Consider the following 24,866-nt stretch of genomic DNA (forward strand, 5'->3'; position numbering starts at 1 on the left):
TCATGCGACAAATCCCCGGCATCCGCCCCCTGCGGCCCCCGCGGGCGGTGCGCGCCGCCTACGGGCGCGTGGCGCGCATGCGGCGGGCGGTGCGCCGCGTGGTGACGCAGTCGCCGCAGTCGCTGTTTCTGCGCGAGCTGATGGTGCGGCCGGGCATGATGGGGGCGGTCTGCGCCAGCTCGCCACGGCTGGCGGCGCGCATGGCGGCGCTGGTGGACCCGGCCCTGGGCGGGCTGGTGGTGGAGCTGGGCGGCGGCACGGGCGCCATCACGGCGGCGCTGCTGGCGCGGGGCGTGGCGCCGGAGCGGCTGGTGGTCTTCGAGCAGTCGCAGGCGTTGGCGGCGCACCTCAAGCAGCGCTTTCCGAGGGTGCAGGTGATCCACGGCGACGCCGCCGACGTGGCGCTGGCGCGCGACAAGCGCCTGCTGCCGGTGGACGCGGCGGGCGAGCCGCTGCCGGTGGATTTCGTGGTGTCGGGCCTGCCGCTGCGGTCGATTCCCGCGCCGGCGCGCCAGCGCATCCTGCACGCGGGCGCGCAGGTGCTGGCGCCGCATGGGCGGCTGCTGCAGTTCACCTACGCGCTGCGCGGGCCTTCGCCCTGGCAGGGCGCGGGCCTGCGGCGCCTGGGCAGCGAGCACGTGCTGGCCAACCTGCCGCCGGCGCGCATCGACGTGCTGGCCTGCACGGCCGATCCGTGCCCGCACGCGGTTTCGGCGCCCTGAGCGCGCCGCCCGGCATCCCTCGTCGGAAGGGGGTGCCGGGTTGGTGAGTGGGCGTATCATTTGCGACTTTTTCAAACGTCAACCCACTGGAGCGACCCGATGTCGAAGAGGAAACTGGCCGTCCTGGCGGCCGCCACCGCCGCCGTGCTGCTGGCCGGCTGCGAAACCACCAGCATGAAGATGGGCAGCCCCGACGCCAAGACCGTCGCCACCGGCAGCGCCGCCGGCGCCGCCACCAGCGGCGAGAGCGGCCAGCTGGAGAAATGCGCCTCGCCCCTGGGCACCGTCTCGCTGGTCGAGAACCAGGACGCCGGCTGGTACACCATCCTGCGCAACGAATACCGCCTGCCGCCCACCGCCAACCTGCTGCGCCTGCTGGTGCAGCAGTCCAACTGCTTCGTCGTCGTCGAGCGCGGCGGCGCCGGCATGCGCGCCATGAGCCGCGAGCGCGAGCTGATGCAGTCGGGCGAAATGCGCGGCGGCAGCAACTTCGGGCGCGGGCAGATGGTCGCGTCCGACTACGGCATGTCGCCCGAGATCGTCTTTTCCGCCGACGATGCCGGCGGCGTCGGCGGCTTGCTGGGCGGCCTGATCGGCGGCGGGCGCGGGCGCGCCGTGGCCGCCATCGGCGGCAGCATGCAGACCCGCCAGGCCAGCGCGCTGCTGACCCTGGTGGACAACCGCTCGGGCGTGCAGGTGGCGGCGTCGGAGGGCAGCGCCTCCAAGACCGACATGAACCTGTTCGGCGGCCTGGCCGGCGGACGCGCTGGCGCCGGCCTGGGCGGCTACACCAACACGCCGCAGGGCAAGGTGATCGCCGCCGCCTTCATGGACGCCTTCAACCAGATGGTGCGCTCGCTGCGCAACTACCGCGCGCAAAGCGTGCAGGGCCAGGGCCTGGGCGGCGGCGGCCGCCTGGGCGTGGACGGCGGCGCCGCGCCGTCGCAGACCTACACGCCGCAGAACGCGCCTCAGAAGACGCCGGCGCGCAAGAAGTAACCGCGCCAGCACCCGGAAAAGAGCCCGGCCGTACCGCACGGCCGGGCTCTTTTTCGTCAAACTGGGAGCCGGCTTACTCCTGCGCGAACACCTTGCCCGGATTCATGATGCCGTCCGGGTCCAACGCCCGCTTGAGGGTGCGCATCATGGCCACAGCGCCAGCGCCGGCCTCGTCGCGCAGAAAACCCATCTTGTGCAGCCCCACGCCGTGCTCGCCGCTGCAGGTGCCGTTCATCGACAGGGCGCGGGCCACGAGCTGGTGGTTGAGCCGCTCGGCCAGGGCGCGCTCGGCCGCGTCGTCGGGGTCGATCAGGTAGCCGAAGTGGAAGTTGCCGTCGCCCACGTGGCCGACCAGGAAGTAGGGGATGCCGCTGGCGTCGGCCTCGGCCACCGAGTCCAGCAGGCAGTCGGCCAGGCGGCTGATGGGCACGCAGGTGTCGGTGCTGATGGCGCGGCAGCCGGGCCGGCTCTGGATGGCGGCGAAATAGGCGTTGTGCCGCGCCGTCCACAGGCGGGTGCGGTCCTCGGGCTGCGCGGCCCATTCAAAGCCCAGGCCGGCGTGGTCGCCGGCGATGGCCTGCACGGTCTCGGCCTGCTCCTGCACGCCGGCCGGCGTGCCGTGGAACTCCATCAGCAGCATGTGCTGCTCGGGCAGGCTGAGCTTGCTGTGCGTGTTGACCATCTTCACGGTGCGCGCGTCGAGCAGCTCCACGCGCGCGATCGGCACGCCCAGCTGGATGATCTGGATCACCGTGTTCACCGCGTCGGCGATGGTCGGGAACGAGCACACGGCGGCCGAAATCGCCTCGGGCAGCGGGTAGATGCGCAGCGTGACCTCGGTCATCACGCCCAGCGTGCCCTCGCTGCCGACGAACAGGCGCGTCAGGTCGTAGCCGGCGCTGCTCTTGCGGGCGCGCGTGCCGGTGCGGATGACCTCGCCGCTGGCCGTGACCACTTCCAGCGCCAGCACGTTCTCGCGCATGGTGCCGTAGCGCACGGCGTTGGTGCCGCTGGCGCGCGTGGCCGCCATGCCGCCGATGCTGGCGTCGGCGCCGGGGTCGATGGGGAAGAACAGGCCGGTGCTCTTGATCTCGTCGTTCAGCTGCTTGCGCGTCACGCCCGGCTGCACCGTCACCGTCAGGTCCTCGGCGTTGGTGGCCAGCACCCGGTTCATGCGCGACACGTCCAGGCTGATGCCGCCCTGCACCGCCAGCAGGTGCCCTTCCAGCGACGAGCCGACGCCGTAGGGGATGACCGGCGCCTTGAATTGCGCGCACAGCCGCACCGCGTCCTGCACGTCCTGCGTGCTTTCGGCGAACACCACGGCGGCCGGCGGCGGCACGGTGGTGAAGGCCGACTCGTCGCGCCCGTGCTGCGTGCGCACCGCCAGCGCGGCCGAGAACTGCGCGCCGAAGCGCGCGGCCAGCGCCTCCAGCAGCGCGGCCGGCACGTCGCGCGGCTGCAGCTGCGGCGTAAGCTGGGCGGCGGGGGTGGGCGCGTTCATTCGAAGTCTCCTGCAGGGCGTGAATCGGGCCAGTTTACGCGCCGGCCGCGCGCAGCGGTGCGCAGAAACCGGTTGCTATATCAAGAGTAGCAGTACAGCCAATATCCACGCTGGCAAACGGCCAAAAAGACTTGATTCTTGCCGGCGCGGCAGCCTGCAGCGCGGAGCCATGCCCTAACATCGCCCGCATGCCCGACCGTTACGCCGTCATCGGCCACCCCATCGCCCACAGCAAATCCCCCCTCATCCACGGCCTGTTCGCGCAGGCGGCGGGGCAGGACATGGTCTACGAAGCCATCGACGGCGGCGCCGGCGCCGATGGCTTCGCGCGTGCGCTGGCCGCCTTCCGCGCCGCCGGCGGGCGCGGCCTGAACGTCACGCTGCCCTTCAAGCTGGCGGCCCTGCAGGCGGCCGACGCGGCCAGCGACGACGCGCGCCTGGCCGGCGCCGCCAACGCGCTGCGCTTCGACGGCGGGCGCATCGAGGCGCGCAACTTCGACGGCATCGGCCTGGTGCGCGACATCGAAGTCAACCTGCGCCGGCCCCTGCAAGGGCAGGCCGTGCTGGTGCTGGGCGCGGGCGGCGCCACGCGCGGCGCGCTGCTGCCGCTGGCGCGCGCCGGCGCCGCGCGCATCGTGGTGGCCAACCGCACGGCGGACAAGGCCGCCGCGCTGGCGGCTGAACTGGCGCCGCATGCCGGCGCCTGCCCGCTGAATGGCGGCGGCTTTGATGCGTTGCAGGGCGCCTTCGACGTGGTCATCAACGCCACCTCCGCCAGCCTGTCGGGGGCGGCGCCGCCCGTGCCGGCCAGTGCCTTCGCGCCCGGCGCGCTGGCCTACGACATGGTGTATGGCAAGGGCCTGACGCCGTTTTTGCGCGCCGCCCAGCAGGCCGGCGCGGCGCAGGTGGCCGACGGCGTGGGCATGCTGGTCGAGCAGGCCGCCGAAGCCTTCGCCTGGTGGCGCGGCGTGCGGCCCGACACGCGCGCGGCATTGGCGCGGCTGACGGTGCCGCTGGCGTGATCCACAATGTTGCCGATGAACCTCCTCGTCCTGCACGGCGTCAACCTCAACATGTTCGGCCAGCGCGACCCGGCGCAGTACGGCACGGCCACGCTGGCCGACATCGACGCCGCGCTGCACGCGCTGGCGGGCGAGCTGGGCGTGCAGGTGGAGTGCTTCCAGACCAACCATGAGGGCGCGATGTGCGAGCGCATCCACCAGGCGCACCGCGATGCGGTGGACGCGGTGGTCATCAACGCCGGCGCCTGGACGCACACCAGCCTCGCCATCCGCGACGCGCTGGCGATCCTGAAGTGCCCCATCGTCGAAGTGCACATGTCCAACATCCACGCGCGCGAGGCGTTCCGGCACCACTCGTACATCGCCGGCATCGCCACGGGGCAGATCTGCGGCTTTGGCGTCGATTCATACCTTTTGGGGCTGCGGGCCGGCGTCAACATTGCGCAGTCCGCTAGCAAAAAGTGAGTAAATAGACCATGGGCCAGCGCCTCACCCAGATCGCCACCCGCACCGGCGACGACGGCACCACCGGCCTGGGCGACAACACCCGCGTGTCCAAGGCCAGCGGCCGCCCGCACGCCATGGGCGACGTGGACGAGCTGAACAGCCACATCGGCCTGCTGCTGTGCGAGGACATGCCGGACGACGTGCGCCAACTGCTGATCGACGTCCAGCACCAGCTGTTCAACCTGGGCGGCGAGCTGTCCATCCCGGGCTTCGCGCTGCTGAAGGACGACGCGCTGGCGCAGCTCGACGCCGCGCTGCAGGCGTACAACGCGCGCCTGCCGCGGCTGCAGGAATTCATCCTGCCCGCCGGCACCCGCGCCGCCGCGCAGGCCCACGTGTGCCGCACCGTGGCCCGCCGTGCCGAACGCGCCGTGGTGGCGCTGGGCGAGCAGGACGCCAACGTGCGCCCCGCGCCGCGCCGCTACCTCAACCGCCTCTCCGACCTGCTGTTCGTGCTGGCGCGCGTGCTGAATCGCGTGAACGGCGGTGACGATGTGTATTGGCGCAGCGAGCGGCTGGCGCAGGCTGCTTCTGAATAGGCGCACGAGTGAGGCGACTCACAAGGCAGCGGTGGCAAACGATCGCCGAACTCATTAACACAGTCAACGTTTGCGGTAGACGGCGGCATCAAGGCGTTTGGGCTTCAACATCGGGTGGCGGCGCTGCGATCAACGCCTGCATCCGGCCGGCCCGAAAATTGAGAAAAGCCGGAATCAACGCCGGGTCACCGACCGTTTCGGCCCAGTCGAAGCATTCGAGGCTCCAGTCACCGTCTTCTACCTGTGGGATCGACAGCCACGCGGGTAGTGGCTCGCAAAACGCTCCGTATAGATCGGCTGCACGCCGCTTCAGGAGGTTGCGCAGCCGGATTGAATGATCTGTTGGCTTGATCGTCGCCACAGGCACGAAAGCGGCATTGGCCGCCGAGGTATAGAGGCCATGCAACTCCGTCTTGTTTGCGCCGTCGACGGCGTGGAAGTCGGATTCGGCCTTGTTCTTGTGGGTCTTGTGATCGGCGAGGTGGGCGAGTGCGTAGCCGTGAGGCCCATGTTTGGGAAACTTCTTGCCTATGAGCGTGTGCGCCCAGATTTGCTTGGGATAGTCGTTGTCATCAAGCGCGAGCGCGTTAGTGATGATTCCTTCGGTTCTCTTGCGGAAGATGGCGATTTCCGTGCTGCCTGCATAGCGACGCACACCAGGGAACGCGCAAGCTGATCGTGGCCAGAGGTAGGCGTTTGGGTCGATCTTGCGCTGTGCAAGTGCTTCGGACCATATGGCGCGGTGCTTTTCGTTGTCTTCGACGATGGCTTGCACGATCTCCGGCCGAAGGAATCGCGCATACCGGGCCACGATTCTTGCCAGCGCAAGCTCCTCATCGGGCTGGGGCTGCGGCCATACTGGCCATTGAAGCGACTTGCTGTGTAGGAGCTTCTTGGATGTTTGGTGGGTCGCCCCAATGGGCGTTACAGGCGGCGAGCCCTCGTTCTGATAGTTTCTAAATGCCCTATAGAGTCTCACGCTCGCCTTCAGGCTCGCCGATCCGGTGTATTCATCACCATCTATAGGAATCTTGTGGTTGAGCGGCCTGCCGGCGCCTTGATCGTCTCTGGTGTAGCTCAGCCTCCGTTCCAAATCTCTCAACTCATCGTCATCGAACAACCGATCCAAGTTTCCTTCGTATTCTTCTACCCTTTTGCAGTTTGATATTCGTGAGCGGATCGTGTTTTCAGCCAGCCCTTTGGCCTTCAAGTAATCTTCGAATTGCTGGCGCATTCTTTTCACCCGTTCAATCAGGATTGGCTATCACGACCCTTGATTCGTCGCTCCAAGGCAATTAGTCGGGCGAACGGTGAGGGTTTTTCAGGAATATTGCTCACTTCCGGTTGGTGGCGTGGAGCCATCCATGCCTTGAGGGCAGGCAAAGGTATCTCACCACGGCCAAGGATGCTTGCTTCCCATGGTGACTCCATTTCCAGGATCCCGTCCGGGTAGGCGACCAGCATGTTTCGATACCAGCGAACATAGATACCGTCTTCGCCACGCCCCGCTTCCAGCAGTTCCGGCCGGTTGGCAAGAATGGAATTGGCAACCTCTTCCGCAGTGCGCCCATCAAACGCAGGCCGTCCTGGGATGGAGCCACGAACCTGTACCCCGTCCCATAAGCCTATGTTTTCGGGAAACGCGTCCGAGGCCAGCACCCAGTGCCGCCATTGTCCCAACCCTTCTTTGATGTAGCAGTAGAGCTTGAGCAAACCGTAGCCACGTGCGTGCAGCACGGCGACGGCTTCCATGACGAGCCGGGCTTGTTCTTCAGGTGTGATGGGCAGATGCGGGTTCACGACGTGCGCTCCATGTATTCAACCCCTGCTGGTTGATCCTGCGCGGCGGGCGCAACGCTATCTTGGTCGATCAGCCGCGTGTCTCGATCACCGCACAGGCCAGCCGCGGCCCGGCGTTGCCGGTGGGCTGGGTCTGGTAGTCGTCGGCGTCGCGGTGCACGATGACGGCGCGGCCGATGATGCTGTTCGGGCCGCTCAGGGCGATGCCTTGGGTGGTGTATTGCACGCGGGCGGTGCCGGTGGCGTCGGCCTGCAGCATGGGCATGTCGCCCGCGTGGCCGTGGCCGGGCATGCCGTGCGCCGTGCCGCCGGGGTTGAAGTGGCCGCCGGCGCTGGTGCCGTCGCCTTCGCACACGCCTTTTTCGTGGATGTGAAAGCCGGTCTGGCTGCCGGCCTTCAGGTTGCGCACCGTGCCGGACACGCGCACGCTGCCGTCCTTCATCTCGTCGAAATACAGCACGCCCGCCACCGGCTGGCCGGCCACCGGCTGCGCGGTGGTGGTGGCGCGCAGCACGGCCTGCGCGCGCTGCACGGGCACCGCGCTGTCGGGCGGCGTGGTGGTGCAGGCGGCCAGGCCGGCGAGCAGGGTCGAGGCAAGGGCGAGGTGCATGCGTTTCATGATTTGAAGGTCCAGTGACAGGGGTTGAGAGAAGGTGCGACGACGGCGGCGGCGGTTCAGGCGATCAGCGTCATGCCGGCATGCCTGGCCGCGCCGACGTCGAAGGTCATGGTTCGCGGGCAGCCGGCGCCCGCGGCCGAGCGTTCTATCAGGCAGTCGGCGAAATCGGCCTTGCCGCCCGCGAACACGCGCAGCGCCCGCAGCACCTGGTCGGCCTGTTCCACCACGAGTTGCTTGGTGCGCAGCAGCACTTCAAGCGCCTGCCGCACCTGCTCGTCGGTCAGCTTGAAGCACGCGGTCAGCACCCAGTACAGCTCGACCACGGACACCAGGGCGATGTAGCCGGGATTGGCGCTGTCCAGCGACTCTATCAACTGGGTTGCCATGGGCGACTGCCGAGGATCGTCCTGCATGATGTAGCGCACCAGCACGTTGGTGTCGAGCCCGGTCATCGGGCGGCCGCCCCGCGCTGGGCGATGGCCGCGTTCATCGCCTCGATGGAAACCGCTTTCGGGGGCTTGCCGAACATGCCCTTGAGCTCGGTGACCTCGCGGGTAGCGGCCACGAATTCGTAGCGCCCTGGCGCGATCTGCACGAACTCGACGCGATCGCCGGCATCGACCTTGAGTTCGTTGCGTACATCGGCCGGGATGGTGATCTGGCCCTTGGAGGTGAGCGTGGCGGTGGTCATGGTGTGGGCTCCTGTTTCCTTACTTTAAGGTAAGGATAGTGGTCTGTCAAAGCCCTTTTGCAGCGGCCTCGCTCAGGTGCCCCGCCGCAGCAGCGCATGCAGCAGCACCGCGCCAAAGGTGGCGGTGCCGATGCCGCCGAGCGCGAAGCCGCCGAACTTGAGCGTGAAGTCGCCCGTGCCCAGGATGAGCGTGATGGCGGCGGTGAGCAGGTTGGCGTTGTGCGAGAAATCGACCTTGTTGTCCACCCAGATGCGCGCGCCGGCCACGGCGATGAGGCCGAACACGACGATGCTGACGCCGCCCATCACCGGCAGCGGAATGGCCTGGATCAGCGCGCCGAACTTGGGGCTGAAGCCCAGCACCAGCGCCACGCACGCGGCGGCCACGAACACGGCGGTGGAGTAGATGCGCGTGGCGGCCATGACGCCGATGTTCTCGGCGTAGGTGGTGACGCCGGTGCCGCCGGCGGCGCCGCTCACCATGGTGGCCAGGCCGTCGCCGATGAAGGCGCGGCCGATGTACGGGTCCAGGTCGCGCCCGGTCATGGCCGTCACCGCCTTCAGGTGGCCCAGGTTCTCGGCCACCAGGATCAGCACCACCGGCGCGATCAGCAGCAGGGCGCCGGCTTGGAACACCGGCGCGCGCAAGGCCGGCCAGCCGAACCAGGCCGCGCCGGCGATGCCCGAGAAGTCCATTGGCTTGCCCAGCTCCAGGCCGTTGGCCAGCAGCAGGTACGCCAGCGTGGCCAGCGCCAGGCCGACCAGGATCAGCAGCCGCTGCACCATGCCGCGCGTGAACACCGCCACCGCCGCCACGCAGACGAAGGTGAGCGCCTGCATCCAGCTGTCGAAGTTGCTGGCCGCCATGTTCTTGATGGGGATGGCCGCCAGGTTGAGGCCGATCACCGCCACCACCGCGCCGGTCACCACCGGCGGCATCAGCCGCTCGACCCAGCCGGTGCCGACGGCCTGCACCACCGCGCCGATCAGCGCGTAGAGCAGCCCGCAGGCGATGATGCCGCCCAGCGCCACGCCAATGTTCGGGTTGGGCCCCGGGCCCGCGTAGCCGGTGGCGGCGATCACCACGCCGATGAAGGCGAAGGACGAGCCCAGGTAGCTGGGCACCTTGCCGCCGGTGACGACGTAGAAGATGAGCGTGCCGATGCCGCTCATGAGGATCGCCAGGTTGGGGTCGAACCCCATCAGGATCGGTGCCAGCACGGTGGCGCCGAACATGGCCACCACGTGCTGCACGCCCATCACGGCGGTCTGCGGCCAGGGCAGGCGTTCGTCGGGCGCGATCACGCCGCCATCGGCCAGGGTGGCCATCGGTTTTTCCTGCCAGTTCAACAGGCTCATGGACTCGCTCCTTCGTTCGTCCGGTCCGTGGAAGGCGGCAATGGTAGTGGCTCGCGGCGGCCGCGCCCCCGCACTCAGCCCGGGTCGCCGGCGCCCGCGCTCGCCGCGATTTCGCGCGCCAGCGTGCCGAAGCGCTGCCGGTACCTGGCAGGCGTCATGCCGACCTTGCGCTTGAACAGGCGCGTGAAGAAGCTGTTGTCGCTGTAGCCCACGTCGAAGGCGATGGCCTCGACGGCGGTGTCGCCTGATTCCAGAAGGTGCTTGGCCTCTTCCAGGCGAACGTGGTGGATGTACTCCAGGGGTGCCATGCCGGTGGCCGCCGCGAAACGCCGCTTGAAGGTTCTTTCGGTCATCCCCGAGGTGCGCGCCATCTCGGCCACGGGGGCGTCGGTGCAGGCGTAGTTCTGCGAGGCCCAGCGCTGCGCCCGCTCGATCGCGGGATCCGCCGCGTGCCCTCCGTGCGTGAGCGACGCGTAGGCCAGCGGACTCGCCGCCTGGAGGTCCATGAGGTTGATCCGCGCCACCCGCATGGCCTCCTCGGGCCCGGCGTGGCGTGCCACGAGGGCCAGCGCCAGCATGTGCCACGAGACACCGCTGCCCGCCATCAGGATGCGGTTCGCGGGGCCCGTGGCCACCAGCCCCCGGTCCGCATGCCAGCGCGTCCTGGGATGCAGGCGCTGGAGGTGGTCGCAGTAGGCCCAGTGAGACGTGGCTTCCCGGCCGTCGAGCAAGCCCGTGCGGGCGAGCAGAATCGCCCCGGAGCAGGCCGATGCCAGCATGGCCCCGGATCGATGGCATTCGAGGAGCCACTCGATCGACGCCTCGAAGCCTTCCCCGGCTTCGTCCGGCGCCACCATCAGATCGGCCACGATCACCACCGCGGGGTTCCCGCAATCCCCAAAGCCGCGGTGCGGCGTGATCCGCACCCCGTTGGTCGCGTCGAGGGGTTGCCCGTCGGGGCTGACGATCAATGGTCGGAAGGGTGACGCCTGAGGGGCTTCGCCATGGACGAGGCTCCAGTCGCGGCGCACACTGGCCAGGATGTCGTAAATCCCGAAGAGCGTGGCCGCCGTGGACTGGGGCAGCGCCAGCAGGGCGACCTCGATGGGCGGCGACATGGCAGAAATGTCCGTTTCCTTGCAGTTCAGACCTCAGTGTAGGACGCGCGCCGCCAGGATGATCGGGCATTCCAACCTCCAAGGAGATCATCATGGGCTATTTCATCAACGAGGCGGGCGCCCCCCGCCACACGCTCAAGGATCCGCGCGGCCTGGCCACGGGGAGCCCGACGCGCGATGCCATCGATCAGGTCGAATCGGCGCTGGAATCCATGCTGTCGTACTTCGGCGATCCCGTCGCGATGCTGGAGCGGGCGAGCGCGCTGGCGCCTTCATGGGCCTACCCCCGCGTCCTGCTGGCGTCGCTGTACATGACCTTCGCGGAACGCGGCATGGCGCGGCTGGCGGCCGATGCCCTGGCCGGCGCGCAGGACTTGCTGGGCAGCGCCCCGCCGCGCGAGCGCGCCCACGCGGCGGCGGCGCAAGCCGCCGTCGAGGGGGACTGGGCGTCCGCCTGCCGGCTCTGGGAGGGCATCCTCGTCGAACACCCGACCGATGCCGCGGCCCTGCTGTTCGCGCACCTCTTCGACTTCTACCAGGGCGACGCCCTCAACCTCAAGCGGCGGCCGCAGCGCGTGCTGCCGGCGTGGCGGCCCGGCATGCCGCTGCACGGCTACGTGCTGGGCATGCATGCGTTCGGGCTCGAGGAGTCCGGCCACTATGCCGAGGCCGAGGACGCGGGTCGCCGGGCGCTGGACATCCATCGCCGCGACCCGTGGGCCGTGCATGCGGTGGCCCACGTGCTGGAGATGCAGGGCCGCCACGGCGAAGGTGCCCGTTGGCTGGCCGGGCGCCACGCCGATTGGGCGATCGACAACGGGTTTGCCTTCCACAACTGGTTTCACGCGGCGCTCTTCCAGTTGGAAGACATGGACACCAGGGGAGCGCTCCAGACGTTCGACGCCCACCTCGCCACGGCCACCGACACCGCGCTGCAACGCGTCGATGGAACGGCCGTCCTCTGGCGGCTCAAGCTGCTCGGCGTGGATGTCGGCGACCGATTCCGGCAGCTTCACGCGGCCTGGGAGGCGGTGGAGGACGCGGACGGGTTCTACGCCTTCAACGACGTGCACGCGGTGCTGGCCGCACTGGGCGCCAGCGCGCCGCTCCCGCATTCCCGCGCGGCGGCACCGGCGGCCGTCACCCAGCGGTCCATGGCCGAAAGAGTGGGCCTGCCCCTGCGGCACGCGCTGGGCCACTATGGCGCCGCGCGGTATGCGGAGGCGGCGCGCGAACTGCTGCACGTGCGGGATCACGCGCACGAATTCGGCGGCAGCCACGCCCAGCGCGATCTGCTGACCTGGACGCTCGTCGATGCGGCCCTGCGGGGCGACGAGCGGGCACTGGCCCGGCACATACTGAACGAGCGGGTTCCGGCCAAGCGCGACACGCCGCTGACGGCGTACTGGCAGGAGCGTCTTCAATAGGGGTCGCCCGTCCCGACGCGCCCGTGGCGGGTCTTCGGGATGCGGGTGGGCTATCGACGGCCATGCGCGCCGGCCACATGGTGGCGCCGTGACGGCGCGGGGGCGGGCGCGGCAGGGGCGCCGAGCCCCGCCAGGATGCCGCAGTGCGCCGTGTCACTGGCCTGGCGGCATTGCGCGCGCAGGGCCTTCAGTTGCTTTTCCAGCGCGCGCAGCTCGCGGATGCGGGTGGCGATGTGGCCGATGTGCGCGTCCAGCAGGGCGTTCACCGCGCCGCAGTCGGCGCCGGGCTCGCCTTGCCAGCGCAGCAGGGTGCGGATCTCGTCGAGCGACATGTCCAGCCCGCGCGCCTGCCGGATGAAGGCCAGCCGCTCGGCGTGTTCGGCGCCGTAGACGCGGTAGTTGTTGCCGCCGCGCGCGGGAGCGGGCAACAGGCCCTCGCGCTCGTAGTAGCGGATGGTGTCGGCCGGGGTGCCGGTGGCCTGGGCCAGGTCGCTGATCCTCATGCCGTGATGGTAGCCCCTTGACCTTGGAGTGACTCCAGGGTTTCCAATGGCCCCATGAACACTGCGAGCAAGTTTGAACAGGCGGTTTACCGCATCCCCAACATGGACTGCGCGGCCGAGGAGAGCGAGATCCGCCACGCCTTGCGCGAGGTCGCCGGCTTGCGCGGCCTGCGCTTTCGCCTGGCGGCGCGCGAGCTGCACGTGGAGGTCACGCCGGGCAGTCTGCCGGAGGTCGAGCAGCGCCTGCGCGCCGCCGGCTTCGCGCCTGCCAGCGATGCGGGGCCGGCGCACGACCACGACCACGCGCACGGCCACGGCCACCCCCACGATCACGGCGCGCAGGCTCCCCATGGGCGCGGCCTGCTGCTGGCGCCGGGCCTGCCGCGCATCGTCGGCGCCTTGCTGCTGGCGCTGGGCGCCGAGCTGGCGCACGCCTTCCTGCCCGCCGGCTGGGCGCCGCTGGGCATGGCGCTGGCGGTGGCGGCGGTGGGGCTGTCGGGCCTGTCCACCTACTGGAAGGGCGTGCAGTCGCTGCGGCGCGGGCGCCTGAACATCAGCGCGCTGATGGCGGTGGCCGTGACCGGGGCCTTCGCCATCGGCCAGTGGCCCGAGGCGGCGATGGTGATGGCGCTGTACGCGCTGGCCGAGCACCTGGAGGCGCGCGCCGTGGACCGCGCGCGCGGCGCCATCGGCGAGCTGCTGCGCATGGCGCCCGACACGGTGGAGTTGCAAGAGGAGGGCGGCCGCTGGCGCGAGGTGCCCGCCGCCCAGGTGCCGGTGGGCGCCGTGGTGCGCGTCAAGCCCGGCGCGCGCCTGGCGCTGGACGGCGTGGTGACCGAGGGGCACGGCGCCGTCGACCAGTCGCCCGTCACCGGCGAGAGCCTGCCGGTGGACAAGGGCGTGGGCGATGCCGTGTACGCCGGCACGCTGAACCAGACCGGCGTGCTCAGCCTGCGCGTGACCGCCGGGGCGCGCGACACGCAGCTGGCGCGCATCATCCACGCCGTGGAGCAGGCGCAGGCCAGCCGCGCGCCCACGCAGGCCTTCATCGACCGCTTCGCCGCCGTCTACACGCCGGCGGTGTTCGCGCTGGCGCTGGGCGTGGCCGTGCTGGGGCCGTGGCTGGCGGGCTGGCCGTGGCTGGCCGCCGCCTACAAGGCCCTGGTGCTGCTGGTCATCGCCTGCCCGTGCGCGCTGGTCATCGCCACGCCGGTGACCCTGGTCAGCGCGCTGGCGCAGGCGGCGCGGCGCGGCGTGCTGGTCAAGGGCGGCGCGCACCTGGAGCGCGCGCGCCTCCTCAAGGCCGTGGCGCTGGACAAGACCGGCACGCTCACCGTCGGCCGGCCCGTGCTGGTGGCCGACGAGGTGCTGGGCGACGCCTGGCCCGCGGAGGCGGTGAGGGGCTGGGCCGCCACGCTGGCGGCCGGCTCCGACCACCCGGTGTCGCGCGCCATCGCCCAGGGGCTGGCCGCGCGGGGCGTGCAGCCCGGCGCGTGCGAGGGCTTCGCCGACCGGCCCGGCAGCGGCGTCGAGGCGCGCATCGGCGGCCGGCGCCTGCAGCTCATCAACTGGCGCGCGGCCCAGGCGCAGGGCCTGGCCGGCGAGTGGCTGGCCGCGCGTCTGGCGCCGCACCAGGCCGCCGGGCGCAGCGTGTCGCTGCTGGCCACGGACGACGAGGTGCTGGCGCTGCTGGCGGTGGCCGACACGCTCAAGCCCCACGCGCCCGAGGCCCTGGCGCAGCTCAAGGCCCTGGGCATCGCCACCGCCATGCTGTCGGGCGACCACCAGGCGGCCGCGCAGGCCGTGGCGCGGGCGGCGGGCGTGGACGAGGCGCAGGGCGAGCTGCTGCCGCAGGACAAGCTGCGCCGCATCGCCGAGCTGCGCGCGCGCCACGGCCCCACGGCCATGGTGGGCGACGGCATCAACGACGCGCCCGCGCTGGCCAGCGCCGATCTGGGCGTGGCCATGGGCGCGGCCGGCACCGGCACCGCGATGGAGGCGGCCGACGTGGTGGTGATGAACGACGACCTGCGCCGCCTGCCCGAGCTGGTGCGCCTGTCGCGCCGCGTGCACGGCGTGCTGTGGCAGAACATCGCCCTGGCGCTGGGCATCAAGGCGGTGTTCCTGGTGCTGGCGCTGGGCGCGGGCGCCACCATGTGGATGGCGGTGTTCGCCGACATGGGCGCCAGCTTGATCGTGGTGGCGAATGGGCTGCGGCTCTTGAAGGTCGAGCGTTCGGCGTCGAGCGCTTAGCGCGGGCTGCAAATGCTACTAAATATATAGCTGTCGGCGCAATACGGGTAGTGGCTGGAGGCCAATTTGGCTTGAAAACGCGCCTACAACCGCCCGAAGGCCCAGCCGCTGCTGGCTGCGCTGCCCTCGACCTCGTCCACCAGCCGCAGCAGCGGCGCCAGTTCGCGGTAGCGGCTGGCGGTGTGGCGGATGTAGGCGATGAACCGCGGCGTGTCCTGCAGGTAGCGCGGCTTGCCGTCGCGCAGCGTCAGGCGGGCGAAGATGCCGGCCACCTTCAGGTGCCGCTGCAGGCCCATCCACTCCACCGCGCGCCAGAAGCTGCCGAAGTCCTGATGCCAGTCCTCGTGGTCCATCAGGCCCAGCTTGCGCGCGCGCTCCCAGTAGCGCACGGTGATGTCCAGCACGAACTCCTCATCCCAACTCAGGAAGGCGTCGCGCATCAGGCTGGCGATGTCGTAGGTCACCGGGCCGTGGACGGCGTCCTGGAAGTCCAGCACGCCCAGCGGCCCATCCGCCGGGCCCACCATCAGATTGCGCGGCATGAAGTCGCGGTGCACGTAGACCATGGGCGCGGCCAGGTTGCGCGCCACGATCAGGCCGAAGGTCTTGTCCAGCGTCTCGTGCGGCGCGCCCTCGATGGCCACGCCGCAGTGCCGCGCCAGGTACCAGTCGGGAAAGAGCTGCAGCTCGCGCCGCAGCAGCGCTTCGTCGTAGGGCGGCAGCACGCCCGGGCGCGAGGCCTGCTGCCAGGCCAGCAGCGCGTCCACCGCCTGCAGGTAGCGCGGCCGGCTGGCCTCGGGCCGCTCGGGGTCGATCAGCGCCATCATGGTGCTGGCACCCAGGTCGGTCAGCAGCATGAAACCCTGGGGCCGGTCCCAGTCCAGCACCCGCGGCACGTTCAGCCCGGCGCCCCGCATCAGGCCGGCGACGTGGACGAAGGGCGCGCAGTCCTCGTGCGCCGGCGGCGCGTCCATGACGATGCGGGTGCCGCCGTCCACGGCGTCGATGCGGAAGTAGCGCCGGAAGCTGGCGTCGGCCGACGCCACGCGCAGGCTGGCGGGCCGCAGCCCGTGCGCGTCGGCGACGCGGCCCAGCCAGGCCGTGAAGGCGTGCTCGCGCGCGGAATCGGTCCAGGCGGGGGGATCGGCGGCCGCGGCGGTGGGGGACGGCGGCGCCGCGGTGGGGGAGGTGTCGCTCATGGATAATCGATTCTAGAGCGCGCCCCGGCGTCGCCACCCGACCCATTCGCTGTGCAGGCCCCCTCTTCCTCATCCCCCATCCCTCGCGTGCGCCCCCCCCGGCGGCGGCCGGCGCTGCGCCCGGTCGCCCTGGGCGTGCTGGCGCTCATGGCTGGCGCCGCGCTGGCGCAGACCGGCGCGGCGCCGCCGCACGAGCCCTTGCAGCTGCGCGCCACGCCCCGGTTGGCGGAGGCGGTGCCGAAGACCGCCGCGCCGCCGTCCATCGTCCATGGCGACCGCATCACCGGCCGCGCCGAGCTGGAGACGGTGATCGAGGGCCACGCCGAGCTGCGCCGCCCCGGCCTGACGGTGCAGGGCGACCGGCTGACCTTCGACCAGGGCACCGACGTCGCCCGGGTCGAGGGCGGCGTGCGGGTCAACGCCGAGGGCGACCGCTACACCGCCACCGAGGGGCAGATCCAGGTGGACTCGTTCGAGGGCTTCTTCCTGCAGCCCACCTATCGCTTCCTGGCCACCGGCGCGCACGGCCAGGCCGAGCGCATCGACCTGCTCGACCGCGACCGCGCCACCGTGCGCCACGGCGACTACACCACCTGCGAGCGGCCGGGGCCGGACTGGGTGCCCGACTGGATCCTGCGCGCCGACAAGCTGGAACTCGACCGCGAGGACGACACCGGCCGCGCCGAGGGCGCGGTGCTGGAGTTCAAGGGCGTGCCCATCCTGCCGGTGCCGTCGATGAGCTTCGGGCTGAGCGAGCGGCGCAAGTCCGGCTGGCTGCCGCCCACCCTCGGGCTGGACAACAAGAGCGGGCTGGAGCTGTCCGCGCCCTACTACTGGAACATCGCGCCCAACCGCGACGCGACCATCATGCCCACGCTCATGTCGCGCCGCGGGGTCGACGTGGCGGGCGAGTTCCGCTACCTGGAGGACAACTACCAGGGGCGCGTCAACGCCAACGTCATGCTCGACGACCGGCTGCGCCGCCGCAACCGCTGGGGCATGTTCGCGCGCCACAACGGTTCCCACGACACGGGGGTGGAAAGCATCGGCGCGGTGGGCCTGGCGCTCAACCTCAACCGCGTGAGCGACAACGACTACTGGCGCGACTTCAACCGGCGCGGGATGTCGCTCACGCGCGGGCAGGCGCTCACCACGCGCCTGCTGGCCAACGACGGCGCGCTGAGCTGGTCGCGCGGGAATTTTTCCGCCAGCGTGCGCGCGCTCAAGTGGCAGACGCTGCAGGACGTCGCCGCGCCCATCGTCCCGCCCTACGACCGCCTGCCGCAGGTGGCCGGGCGCTGGGCGCGCATCAACGACCGCGGCTTCGACTACTCGGTCGATGCCGACTTCACGCGCTTTCGCGCCGACAGCTTCTGGACCGGGCAGCCCAACGCCGAGCGCAGCTTCGTGCACGCGCAGGTGGCGCGGCCCTGGCTGCGGCCCTGGGGCTTTCTCACGCCCAAGCTGCAACTGCACGCCAGCGGCTACCAGTTCGACCGCCCGCTGGCCGACGGCGCCACCTCGGCCGGCCGCGTGCTGCCCACCTTCAGCCTCGACAGCGGCCTGGTGTTCGAGCGCGAGGCCAGCTACTTCGGCCGCGCCTTCACGCAGACGTTGGAGCCGCGGCTGATGTACGTGTACACGCCCTACCGTGACCAGAGCCGGCTGCCCAACTACGACTCGGGCGCCTACGACTTCAACTTCGCCACCATCTGGTCGGAAAACGCCTTCGCCGGCCACGACCGCATCGTGGACAACAACTTGGTCACCGCCGGCCTCACCAGCCGTTTGCTCGACCCCGACACCGGCGCCGAGGCCCTGCGGCTGTCGATGGCGCAGCGCTACCGCTTCTCGGCGCAGCAGGTCACCCTGCCGGGCGGCGCGCCCACCAGCCGCGGCCTGTCGGACGTGATGCTGGGCGCCTCCATCAACTGGGACCCGCGCTGGGCCTTCGACACCGTGGTGCAGTACAACCCCGACACCCGGCGCTCCACCCGCACCACCATCCACGCGCGCTATTCGCCGGGGCCCTTCCGCACCGTGAGCGCCGCCTATCGCCACCAGCGCGACCTGAAGAGCGAGCACCTGGACATCGGCTGGCAGTGGCCCCTGGGCGATCTCGCCGGCCGCCGCGGCGAGTTGGGCACCACGCGCTCGGGCGGCGGCGGCAGTTGCAACGGGCGCTGGTACGGCGTCGGCCGCCTGAACTACAGCCTGCGCGACAGCAAGCTGGTCGACGCCATCGTGGGCCTGGAATACGATGCCGGCTGCTGGATCGGGCGGGTCGTGTTCGAGAAGCTGCAAAGCGGTCTCACCTCGTCCACCAAGCGCGTCATGTTCCAGCTGGAATTCATCGGCCTGTCGCGCATCGGCACCAACCCGCTGCGCACGCTGCGCAACAACATCCCGCGCTACCAGATGCTGCGGGAGGAAGTCACCCCACCGAGCCGGTTCACCGACTATGAGTAAGACCCCGCACCGCCCCCGCGCCGCCTGGGCCCTGCTGCCCCTGCTGTGCGCCCTGGCTTGGCCGGCCCACGGCCAGGGCACGGCGCCGGCCGGCGCCGCCCAGCGCGCGCCCGCCAAGACCCAGCCGTCCAAATCGACCAAGCCGGCGGCGCGCAAGAAGGCGCCGGCCTCGAAAACCCCGCCCAAGACCCCCGTGCCCGCGGCGGCGGCGGCGGCGGCCGCGCCGGCGCCTGCACCCGCCGCGCCGCCGCCCGCGGCCAGCGCCGCGCCGCGCGAGGCCGACTACATCGTCGCCGTGGTCAACACCGAGCCGGTCACCCGCAACGAGGTGCGCGCCCGCACGGCGCGCGCCCAGCGCCAGCTGGCCGAGCGCGGCATGGCGCCGCCGCCCGCCGCCGAGCTGGGCAAGGAGATGCTGGAGCGCCTGATCGCCGAGCGCGCCCAGCTGCAGTACGCGCGCGAGATCGGGCTGAAGGTCGATGACGCCGCCCTGGCGCAGGCCGAGCTGGCCATCGCGCGCCAGAACCAGTTGCCCACGGTCGAGGCCCTGCACCGCCGCATCGAGCAAGAGGGCCTCATCGTCAACGACTTCCGCGACGACGTGCGCAACCAGGTGCTGCTGGCGCGCCTGCGCGAGCGCGAGATCGAGCCCAAGCTGCGCGTGACCGACGCCGAGGTCGAGGCCTTCATCCGCGAGCAGACCGGCGCCCGCGCCGGCGTGCCCGAGATCAACCTGGCGATGATCCTGGTGGCCGTGCCCGAGGGCAGCGGCGCCGCGGAGGTCGCCCGCCTGCAGGCGCGGGCCGAGGACGTGGCACGGCGCGCGCGCGGCGGCGAGGACTTCACCAAGCTGGCCGCCGAGACGTCCGACGCCAACAACCGCGGCCGCGACGGCGGCGTGCTGGGCCTGCGGCCGGCCGACCGCTACCCCGACCTGTTCGTGCAGGGCACGCGAGGCCTGCGCGTGGGCGAGGTGGCGGGGCCGGTCAAGTCCGACGCGGGCTTCCACGTCCTCAAGCTGCTGGAGCGCAAGGTCAGCAACGACCTGCCCGAGGTCAAGATCCCGCAGACCCGCGTCAGCCACATCCTGCTCAAGACCGGCCCGTCGCAAAGCCCGCAGGTGGCGCGCGAGCGGCTGGCCGACTTCAAGCGCCGCATCCAGTCCGGCCAGGCCAGCTTCGAGGCGCTGGCGCGCGAACACTCGCAGGACGGCAGCGCCGCCGACGGCGGCGAGCTGGGCTGGGCCGGCCCCGGCCAGTTCGTGCCCGAGTTCGAGCAGGCCATGAACAACCTGGACGCCGGCCAGGTCAGCGACCCCGTGGTCACGCGCTTCGGCATGCACCTGATCCGCGTCGAGGGCCGGCGCGAGGAAGTGCTGACCGGCGCCGAGCAGCGCCAGTTGGCGCGCAACATGCTGCGCGAGCGCAAGGCGCAGGAAGCCTTCGAGACCTGGGCGCGCGAGGTGCGTGGGCGCGCCTATGTCGAATACCGCAACTGAAGCCCGCCGCAAGGCATGAAGCACATTGCGCGCAAGCGGTTCGGCCAGCACTTCCTGACCGACCCGGCCGTCATCGACGCCATCGTGCGCGCCATCGATCCGCGGCCCGGGCAGGCGATGGTCGAGATCGGCCCCGGCCTGGCGGCGCTGACGCAGCCGCTGGCCGAGCGCCTGGGGCGCCTCGCGGTGATCGAACTCGACCGCGACCTGGCCGCGCGGCTGCGCGCGCACCCGCAGCTCGACGTGATCGAATCCGATGTGCTGAAAGTGGACTTTGCCCGCATCCCCATTGCGCCGACAGCTATCAAATTGAGAGTATGCGGCAACCTGCCGTACAACATCTCCACCCCCATCCTGTTCCACTTGCTGCCTTTTGCCGGCGGCATCGAGGACCAGCACTTCATGCTGCAGAAAGAGGTGATCGACCGCATGGTCGCGTCGCCCGCCACGGCCGACTATGGGCGCCTGTCGGTCATGCTGCAGTGGCGCTACGCGATGGAGGACGTGCTCTTCGTGCCGCCCGAATCGTTCGACCCGCCGCCCAGGGTGGACAGCGCGGTGGTGCGCATGGTGCCGCGCGCCGAGTTCGCGCCGCTCGGCGTGGACGCCTTCTCCGCACTGGTGCAGGTCGCCTTCAGCCAGCGCCGCAAGCTGCTGCGCCACACGCTGGGGCGGTGGCTGGCGGGGCGGGGCTTCGGCGGTGAGTTCGACGTGCAGCGGCGGGCCGAGGAAGTGCCTGTTTCGGAATATGTGGCACTGGCGCAGCTCGTAGGCTTCGTGGGAAGCAAGTCAATTTGAGTCGGACGCATCGATGATCAATGTCGCATTCTGAGCTTTTAAAGCCGATGAATTTACCTCATAGCAGCCTGCAGAACCATTCGCTGTCCAGGGATGACAATACGGCAGTTGTGATCGCCCATTTCCATCCCGCTGGAAGAGTGGCGCGTCATTTGATTGATTTTGTGATTTACGTGAAATCACATGTCACGCCGCACATTGTTCTTGTGTCGACAGGATTGTCAGATGACGGCAAGGAACTGCTCGAAAAACACTGCAAGGTCATTTTGCGTGAGAATTTCGGCTACGACTTTTGGTCCTATAAGGTTGGAATTGATGCGCTTTCCAGTGCGAAACCATGGAAGCGGCTGCTCATCATCAATAGCTCCATAGTGATTGCCAATCCGGCGCTGCTGGCGCTTTCGATCTTTGGGCGACCCGTAGGTAGAGGTATTATTGGGTTAACAATTTCCAGAGAATTTGCCATTCATGTCCAATCTTATTGCGTAATATTTGAGGGGGAAGACTTTATCAATTCAAATGCAATGAGAAATTGGTGGAGTGCCATGGAACCCATTTCGGATCGAGAGCAGGTGATTCAGAAATATGAGATTGGTATGTCTCAATATTTTATGAAATCAGGATATTCACCCCAGTCTTTATATAAACCAACACAGGGTGAAAAGGCATTGGCAATCATGCGTGCTATTGTTCAGAGTGAAGTTGTATTCAATATTCCCGAAGAGCAAAATGAGGTCATGATTCGTCTCAATAGGAGTGATCACTTGAATCCGACTCATTTCATGTGGGATTTCGTGTTCAAGAAATTTGGTGTCATTAAGATTGATTTTTTACGACAAAGCATATTTTCTGGTCAATTGCTTTCTCTAATCAAGCGTTCCCCTGCATGGGCTGGTACTTCCGTGCAATCACTCATCAATGACGCATTGATTTGAGAAGGTCAGGTATGACCCATGCGAGTGTTCCGATAAATTGCGGCCCACTCCGTGATGGGTGGCTTCAGGTTAACCTGCCTTTCGAATCCATAGCCTGCAAAAAAATTGTCCCACTGTTCAGGCTGTTTGATATTAATGTGTCCCCATTGCATGTCCCAATTTGGATGTGGATCAGTATGCGGTGTAGATGAGAAAACGATACAGCGAGGCACGACGTCTTCACGCACCTTTTTCATGATGGCGTCAAGGCCTGCATCGTCGATGTGTTCAAACACTTCTATGCTGAATAATGTATCTGTGCGAGCATAATTGCCTGTGAAAAGCGGATCCAATTCGTACTGCTGAGCATACTCTGGATGGCATTTCTGAAATAGGGCTCGACTGTATGCATTGCCGTCCACTCCTTTTGCATTGATGCCCAGTCGATTCAGGCAATACAAGAAATAACCTGGACCGGCACCGATTTCTAAAGAGCTGAGAATATTTAAATTAATTCGTACCCAATAAGCAAAATGCTCAAAAAGTTGGCGATATTCTGGATTGAATTGATTCCATCCGGCCTCATGGGAGATCTCAAAAAATTCCTGGGCGGTGAGCGCGCGTGGCTGACCATCTGGATGGTATCCTCTGCCCAGTAGCTTGTTTTTTTCAATAATCTGATCTAGGTTCATTGGCACGGTTATGCTCCAAGAGATTGACCTTGCGCCCATTGGGCGACGGCATCGAGTATTTATTTATCAGATATTTTACGATGAACAGACGAAGATCCAATTGGATCCCGGGTTCATTCCATTAAAAAATATCAAACCAGAGCGACCTGATTGGTATGAATATTGGCCAATTAGAAGTACCCTGCTTGATGGGAATTTTGATGATGAAGATTATTTGGGCTTCTTCTCGCCAAGATTTTCAGATAAGACCAGACTATCAAGTGTTCAGGTCGATGCGTGCCTCGCAAATTCGAAATCTGATGTCATTAGCTTTTCGCCATATTTTGACTTTAATGCATTATACCCAAATAGCTTCCATCAGGGTGAAGAATATCACCCTGGATTTCTTCAAATATCACAGGATGCCTTGCGCTACTTAGCTGTCGACCTGGATTTGATGGAGATGGTGCAAGATCAGACTCGTATCATTTTCAGTAATTACTTTGTGGCGAAGTTCAGATTCTGGAAGCGATGGTTGGAGTTGACTGAGCAGATCTTCGCATTGTGTGAGACGGGCGATTCTATCTTGGCGCAGCGCCTGAACACGGCAACAACGCATCGTCAGACCGTCAGCTATTCGATGAAGATTTTCCTGATTGAGCGTCTGGTCTCGGTATTGCTTGAAGTCATGCGAACCGAAGCAGAAATAGGCGTTGATCTTGCTCGGGCACCGCTTTCCCTGCGCGGAGCAGACAAGGCTCTCGGTAACCTGGTAGTGCTCGATGCGCTCAAAGGCCAATACATCAAGACCAAATCCGCCATATATCGCAACCTCTATATTGTTCAGCGTCAAAATATTGGGCGCTTGTTGAGCGAAGCCGCCAGACAGCCATCCGCAGCACTCTGATGCTGTTCAGATCAACGCCGTCTGCTTATTGCCGCCGCCACGCGCACGTCGAGGCGGCACTCGGAGAAGTATGCAGCTTTGTGTGATCTGAGCTGGCTATCCATGGGTCACAATCCCTCGCTGCTCAGCAGCCTTGACGTGTGTTGTCGTGACCCCGAGGCGTGGTGGATCGGGTCGTGAAGGGAAAGGCCGCCTTGATGGCCTCTCGATCAAGTGGCCGTTCGAAAAAAATCGAAATCGACGGAATCGCGGCATGGTCACGGCGGCATCGGGCGTCCCGCCAGATGTCCTTGCTGGCAAATGGCTTCAAGGCTCCCGGGCTGACGCGGATCATGCAAGCCACCTGTCAAGGCGAAGCAAATTCGCTCAGTTCAACGCCATCGACAGCTTCCGCCGATACCCCGACAGCAGCGCCGCCTGCGGGTCTTCCTGCGCGGCGGCCTTGCCGGTCAGCTCGATGCCGCCAGCGCTCTTGCCCTCGGCACCGGCGCCGGGCTTGGGCGGCGGCGGGGTGAGCAGCTCCAGGATGGCGACGTAGGTCTTGCGCGCCGCCTCGTCGTTCCATTTGCGGTCGCGCATGATGATTTCCAGCAGCTCGTCCATCGCGGCGGTCCACTGGCCCTCGGCCATCAGCGCCCGGGCCTTGGCGAAGCGGGTGTCGAAGTCGCGCTTGTTCTCGGCGATGCGGGCGTCGAACTGCTCGATGGCCCAGTCGCCGCGCTCGTCGCGCTGCACGAACTCCAGCGCGTCCAGCCAGCGGCGCAGTGCGTCGAAGCGCAGCGGGCGCGGCTCGCGCTTCAGGGGTTCGTCCAGCAGGGCGGCGGCTTCCTCGAAGGCGCCGGTGGCGATCAGCAGGCGCGCGTAGTCGGCGCGCAGGTCGTCGTTGCCGGGATCCTGGGCCAGCGCATCGGCCAGCTTGGCCGCCGCCGCCTCGGTGTCGCCGGCTTCGAGCAGGGCCTCGGCCTCGCTCGCCTCGGTTTCGGCCTGCAGCGCGCCTTCGCCGGGGACGTGCTGGTCGAGGAACTGGCGCAACTGCCCCTCGGGCAGGGCGCCCATGAAGCCGTCCACCGGCTGGCCGTTCTTCAGCAACATGCAGGTGGGGATGCTGCGGATGCCGAAGGCGGCGGCCAGTTGCTGCTCCTGGTCGGAGTCGATCTTGACCAGCTTGAAGCGGCCGGCGTACTCGGCCTCCAGCTTCTCCAGCAGCGGCCCCAGCGTCTTGCAGGGCCCGCACCAGGGCGCCCAGAAGTCCACCAGCACCGGGGTGTGCATCGAGGCGGCGATGACTTCGGTTTCGAAGTTTTGAACGGTGATATCGATCATGGGCGGACTTGTGCGGGCAAAATC

General features: G+C 67.9%; 24 protein-coding genes. 12 read left to right on the forward strand and 12 right to left on the reverse strand.

Annotated elements, in window-relative coordinates; genetic code table 11:
- Positions 1-2 precede the first annotated feature (2 nt).
- Positions 3-722, forward strand: coding sequence for a methyltransferase domain-containing protein (locus tag IPG65_RS06150; RefSeq protein WP_366820189.1), 720 nt, complete (start codon positions 3-5; stop codon positions 720-722).
- Positions 723-821: 99 nt separating this feature from the next.
- Positions 822-1,721, forward strand: a complete 900-nt coding sequence (locus IPG65_RS06155) for a peptidoglycan-binding protein (protein WP_293188370.1) — start codon at positions 822-824, stop codon at positions 1,719-1,721.
- A 73-nt stretch (positions 1,722-1,794) separates the two neighbouring features.
- Here IPG65_RS06155 and IPG65_RS06160 read toward each other — a convergent pair whose 3' ends face one another.
- Positions 1,795-3,225 (reverse strand): FAD-linked oxidase C-terminal domain-containing protein, encoded by a 1,431-nt coding sequence (locus IPG65_RS06160; RefSeq protein WP_293188371.1) that lies wholly within the window; start codon positions 3,223-3,225, stop codon positions 1,795-1,797.
- Between the two features lie 188 nt (positions 3,226-3,413).
- On the opposite strand from IPG65_RS06160, the gene aroE reads away from it, so the two are divergent.
- The 3 genes from aroE to IPG65_RS06175 are packed head-to-tail and all read left to right on the forward strand — an operon-like array spanning position 3,414 to position 5,293.
- Positions 3,414-4,247 (forward strand): shikimate dehydrogenase, encoded by an 834-nt coding sequence (gene aroE / locus IPG65_RS06165; protein WP_293188372.1) that lies wholly within the window; start codon positions 3,414-3,416, stop codon positions 4,245-4,247.
- 15 nt (positions 4,248-4,262) lie between these two features.
- A complete protein-coding gene (aroQ, locus tag IPG65_RS06170; RefSeq protein ID WP_293188373.1) occupies positions 4,263-4,712 on the forward strand; it encodes a type II 3-dehydroquinate dehydratase in 450 nt (149 codons plus the stop codon).
- Positions 4,713-4,723: 11 nt separating this feature from the next.
- Positions 4,724-5,293: a cob(I)yrinic acid a,c-diamide adenosyltransferase gene (locus IPG65_RS06175; RefSeq protein ID WP_293188374.1), complete on the forward strand. Its 570-nt coding sequence runs from the start codon at positions 4,724-4,726 to the stop codon at positions 5,291-5,293.
- An 88-nt stretch (positions 5,294-5,381) separates the two neighbouring features.
- Here IPG65_RS06175 and IPG65_RS06180 read toward each other — a convergent pair whose 3' ends face one another.
- The 7 genes from IPG65_RS06180 to IPG65_RS06210 form a co-directional block, all read right to left on the reverse strand.
- Positions 5,382-6,527, reverse strand: a complete 1,146-nt coding sequence (locus tag IPG65_RS06180) for a hypothetical protein (RefSeq protein WP_293188375.1) — start codon at positions 6,525-6,527, stop codon at positions 5,382-5,384.
- A 17-nt stretch (positions 6,528-6,544) separates the two neighbouring features.
- A complete protein-coding gene (locus tag IPG65_RS06185) occupies positions 6,545-7,093 on the reverse strand; it encodes a hypothetical protein (RefSeq protein WP_293188376.1) in 549 nt (182 codons plus the stop codon).
- A 70-nt stretch (positions 7,094-7,163) separates the two neighbouring features.
- Positions 7,164-7,712, reverse strand: coding sequence for a superoxide dismutase family protein (locus IPG65_RS06190; protein WP_293188377.1), 549 nt, complete (start codon positions 7,710-7,712; stop codon positions 7,164-7,166).
- 56 nt (positions 7,713-7,768) lie between these two features.
- The gene (locus IPG65_RS06195) at positions 7,769-8,164 is read right to left on the reverse strand and encodes a PIN domain-containing protein (RefSeq protein WP_293188378.1); all 396 of its coding nucleotides are present in this window, start codon (positions 8,162-8,164) and stop codon (positions 7,769-7,771) included.
- Positions 8,161-8,403 (reverse strand): AbrB/MazE/SpoVT family DNA-binding domain-containing protein, encoded by a 243-nt coding sequence (locus IPG65_RS06200; protein ID WP_293188379.1) that lies wholly within the window; start codon positions 8,401-8,403, stop codon positions 8,161-8,163. Before IPG65_RS06200 ends, IPG65_RS06195 begins: the two co-directional genes overlap by 4 nt.
- Positions 8,404-8,475: 72 nt before the next feature.
- Entirely contained in the window at positions 8,476-9,762 is a 1,287-nt protein-coding gene (locus IPG65_RS06205) for a solute carrier family 23 protein (RefSeq protein WP_293188380.1), read from the reverse strand.
- A 74-nt stretch (positions 9,763-9,836) separates the two neighbouring features.
- Positions 9,837-10,880, reverse strand: coding sequence for a helix-turn-helix domain-containing protein (locus tag IPG65_RS06210; RefSeq protein WP_293188381.1), 1,044 nt, complete (start codon positions 10,878-10,880; stop codon positions 9,837-9,839).
- Between the two features lie 92 nt (positions 10,881-10,972).
- Here IPG65_RS06210 and IPG65_RS06215 point away from each other — a divergent pair, with 92 nt between their 5' ends.
- Entirely contained in the window at positions 10,973-12,307 is a 1,335-nt protein-coding gene (locus tag IPG65_RS06215; RefSeq protein ID WP_293188382.1) for a tetratricopeptide repeat protein, read from the forward strand.
- Between the two features lie 50 nt (positions 12,308-12,357).
- Here IPG65_RS06215 and cadR read toward each other — a convergent pair whose 3' ends face one another.
- On the reverse strand, positions 12,358-12,810 hold the full coding sequence (cadR, locus tag IPG65_RS06220) for a Cd(II)/Pb(II)-responsive transcriptional regulator (protein WP_293188383.1): 453 nt from the start codon (positions 12,808-12,810) through the stop codon (positions 12,358-12,360).
- A gap of 54 nt (positions 12,811-12,864) precedes the next feature.
- Between cadR and IPG65_RS06225 the strand changes: the two genes are divergently transcribed.
- A complete protein-coding gene (locus IPG65_RS06225) occupies positions 12,865-15,063 on the forward strand; it encodes a cation-translocating P-type ATPase (protein ID WP_293188384.1) in 2,199 nt (732 codons plus the stop codon).
- Between the two features lie 83 nt (positions 15,064-15,146).
- Here IPG65_RS06225 and IPG65_RS06230 read toward each other — a convergent pair whose 3' ends face one another.
- The gene (locus IPG65_RS06230; protein ID WP_293188385.1) at positions 15,147-16,262 is read right to left on the reverse strand and encodes a phosphotransferase; all 1,116 of its coding nucleotides are present in this window, start codon (positions 16,260-16,262) and stop codon (positions 15,147-15,149) included.
- Between the two features lie 87 nt (positions 16,263-16,349).
- On the opposite strand from IPG65_RS06230, the gene IPG65_RS06235 reads away from it, so the two are divergent.
- Genes IPG65_RS06235 through IPG65_RS06250 form a run of 4 tightly spaced genes read left to right on the forward strand, consistent with a single transcriptional unit; the run spans position 16,350 to position 21,962 of the window.
- Positions 16,350-18,731, forward strand: coding sequence for an LPS-assembly protein LptD (locus IPG65_RS06235; protein ID WP_293188386.1), 2,382 nt, complete (start codon positions 16,350-16,352; stop codon positions 18,729-18,731).
- Positions 18,724-20,229, forward strand: a complete 1,506-nt coding sequence (locus IPG65_RS06240) for a peptidylprolyl isomerase (RefSeq protein WP_293188387.1) — start codon at positions 18,724-18,726, stop codon at positions 20,227-20,229. The genes IPG65_RS06235 and IPG65_RS06240 overlap by 8 nt, the downstream gene beginning before the upstream one ends.
- 15 nt (positions 20,230-20,244) lie before the next feature.
- Positions 20,245-21,027 carry a 16S rRNA (adenine(1518)-N(6)/adenine(1519)-N(6))-dimethyltransferase RsmA gene (gene rsmA, locus IPG65_RS06245; protein ID WP_293188388.1) on the forward strand — a complete coding sequence of 261 codons (783 nt, stop codon included), beginning with the start codon at positions 20,245-20,247 and terminating at the stop codon, positions 21,025-21,027.
- A 20-nt stretch (positions 21,028-21,047) separates the two neighbouring features.
- Positions 21,048-21,962: a rhamnan synthesis F family protein gene (locus IPG65_RS06250; protein ID WP_293188389.1), complete on the forward strand. Its 915-nt coding sequence runs from the start codon at positions 21,048-21,050 to the stop codon at positions 21,960-21,962.
- A 5-nt stretch (positions 21,963-21,967) separates the two neighbouring features.
- On the opposite strand, the gene IPG65_RS06255 is transcribed toward IPG65_RS06250, so the two are convergent.
- A complete protein-coding gene (locus IPG65_RS06255) occupies positions 21,968-22,633 on the reverse strand; it encodes a methyltransferase domain-containing protein (protein WP_293189971.1) in 666 nt (221 codons plus the stop codon).
- 10 nt (positions 22,634-22,643) lie between these two features.
- Between IPG65_RS06255 and IPG65_RS06260 the strand changes: the two genes are divergently transcribed.
- Entirely contained in the window at positions 22,644-23,519 is an 876-nt protein-coding gene (locus IPG65_RS06260) for a hypothetical protein (protein WP_293188390.1), read from the forward strand.
- Between the two features lie 366 nt (positions 23,520-23,885).
- On the opposite strand, the gene trxA is transcribed toward IPG65_RS06260, so the two are convergent.
- Positions 23,886-24,842, reverse strand: a complete 957-nt coding sequence (gene trxA / locus IPG65_RS06265; protein WP_293188391.1) for a thioredoxin — start codon at positions 24,840-24,842, stop codon at positions 23,886-23,888.
- Positions 24,843-24,866: the final 24 nt, after the last annotated feature.

Source organism: Ottowia sp., from assembly GCF_016703145.1.
In the GTDB taxonomy this organism is placed as follows: Bacteria; Pseudomonadota; Gammaproteobacteria; order Burkholderiales; family Burkholderiaceae_C; genus Ottowia.

Excerpts from the sequence above, each read along its gene's own strand:
- IPG65_RS06150 (WP_366820189.1), top strand. The coding sequence starts at position 3 with ATGCGACAAATCCCCGGCATCCGCCCCCTGCGGCCCCCGCGGGCGGTG.
- IPG65_RS06155 (WP_293188370.1), top strand. The coding sequence starts at position 822 with ATGTCGAAGAGGAAACTGGCCGTCCTGGCGGCCGCCACCGCCGCCGTG.
- IPG65_RS06160 (WP_293188371.1), bottom strand. The coding sequence starts at position 3,225 with ATGAACGCGCCCACCCCCGCCGCCCAGCTTACGCCGCAGCTGCAGCCG.
- aroE (WP_293188372.1), top strand. The coding sequence starts at position 3,414 with ATGCCCGACCGTTACGCCGTCATCGGCCACCCCATCGCCCACAGCAAA.
- aroQ (WP_293188373.1), top strand. The coding sequence starts at position 4,263 with ATGAACCTCCTCGTCCTGCACGGCGTCAACCTCAACATGTTCGGCCAG.
- IPG65_RS06175 (WP_293188374.1), top strand. The coding sequence starts at position 4,724 with ATGGGCCAGCGCCTCACCCAGATCGCCACCCGCACCGGCGACGACGGC.
- IPG65_RS06180 (WP_293188375.1), bottom strand. The coding sequence starts at position 6,527 with ATGCGCCAGCAATTCGAAGATTACTTGAAGGCCAAAGGGCTGGCTGAA.
- IPG65_RS06190 (WP_293188377.1), bottom strand. The coding sequence starts at position 7,712 with ATGAAACGCATGCACCTCGCCCTTGCCTCGACCCTGCTCGCCGGCCTG.
- IPG65_RS06195 (WP_293188378.1), bottom strand. The coding sequence starts at position 8,164 with ATGACCGGGCTCGACACCAACGTGCTGGTGCGCTACATCATGCAGGAC.
- IPG65_RS06200 (WP_293188379.1), bottom strand. The coding sequence starts at position 8,403 with ATGACCACCGCCACGCTCACCTCCAAGGGCCAGATCACCATCCCGGCC.
- IPG65_RS06205 (WP_293188380.1), bottom strand. The coding sequence starts at position 9,762 with ATGAGCCTGTTGAACTGGCAGGAAAAACCGATGGCCACCCTGGCCGAT.
- IPG65_RS06210 (WP_293188381.1), bottom strand. The coding sequence starts at position 10,880 with ATGTCGCCGCCCATCGAGGTCGCCCTGCTGGCGCTGCCCCAGTCCACG.
- IPG65_RS06215 (WP_293188382.1), top strand. The coding sequence starts at position 10,973 with ATGGGCTATTTCATCAACGAGGCGGGCGCCCCCCGCCACACGCTCAAG.
- cadR (WP_293188383.1), bottom strand. The coding sequence starts at position 12,810 with ATGAGGATCAGCGACCTGGCCCAGGCCACCGGCACCCCGGCCGACACC.
- IPG65_RS06225 (WP_293188384.1), top strand. The coding sequence starts at position 12,865 with ATGAACACTGCGAGCAAGTTTGAACAGGCGGTTTACCGCATCCCCAAC.
- IPG65_RS06230 (WP_293188385.1), bottom strand. The coding sequence starts at position 16,262 with ATGAGCGACACCTCCCCCACCGCGGCGCCGCCGTCCCCCACCGCCGCG.
- IPG65_RS06240 (WP_293188387.1), top strand. The coding sequence starts at position 18,724 with ATGAGTAAGACCCCGCACCGCCCCCGCGCCGCCTGGGCCCTGCTGCCC.
- rsmA (WP_293188388.1), top strand. The coding sequence starts at position 20,245 with ATGAAGCACATTGCGCGCAAGCGGTTCGGCCAGCACTTCCTGACCGAC.
- IPG65_RS06250 (WP_293188389.1), top strand. The coding sequence starts at position 21,048 with ATGTCGCATTCTGAGCTTTTAAAGCCGATGAATTTACCTCATAGCAGC.
- IPG65_RS06255 (WP_293189971.1), bottom strand. The coding sequence starts at position 22,633 with ATGAACCTAGATCAGATTATTGAAAAAAACAAGCTACTGGGCAGAGGA.
- IPG65_RS06260 (WP_293188390.1), top strand. The coding sequence starts at position 22,644 with ATGCTCCAAGAGATTGACCTTGCGCCCATTGGGCGACGGCATCGAGTA.
- trxA (WP_293188391.1), bottom strand. The coding sequence starts at position 24,842 with ATGATCGATATCACCGTTCAAAACTTCGAAACCGAAGTCATCGCCGCC.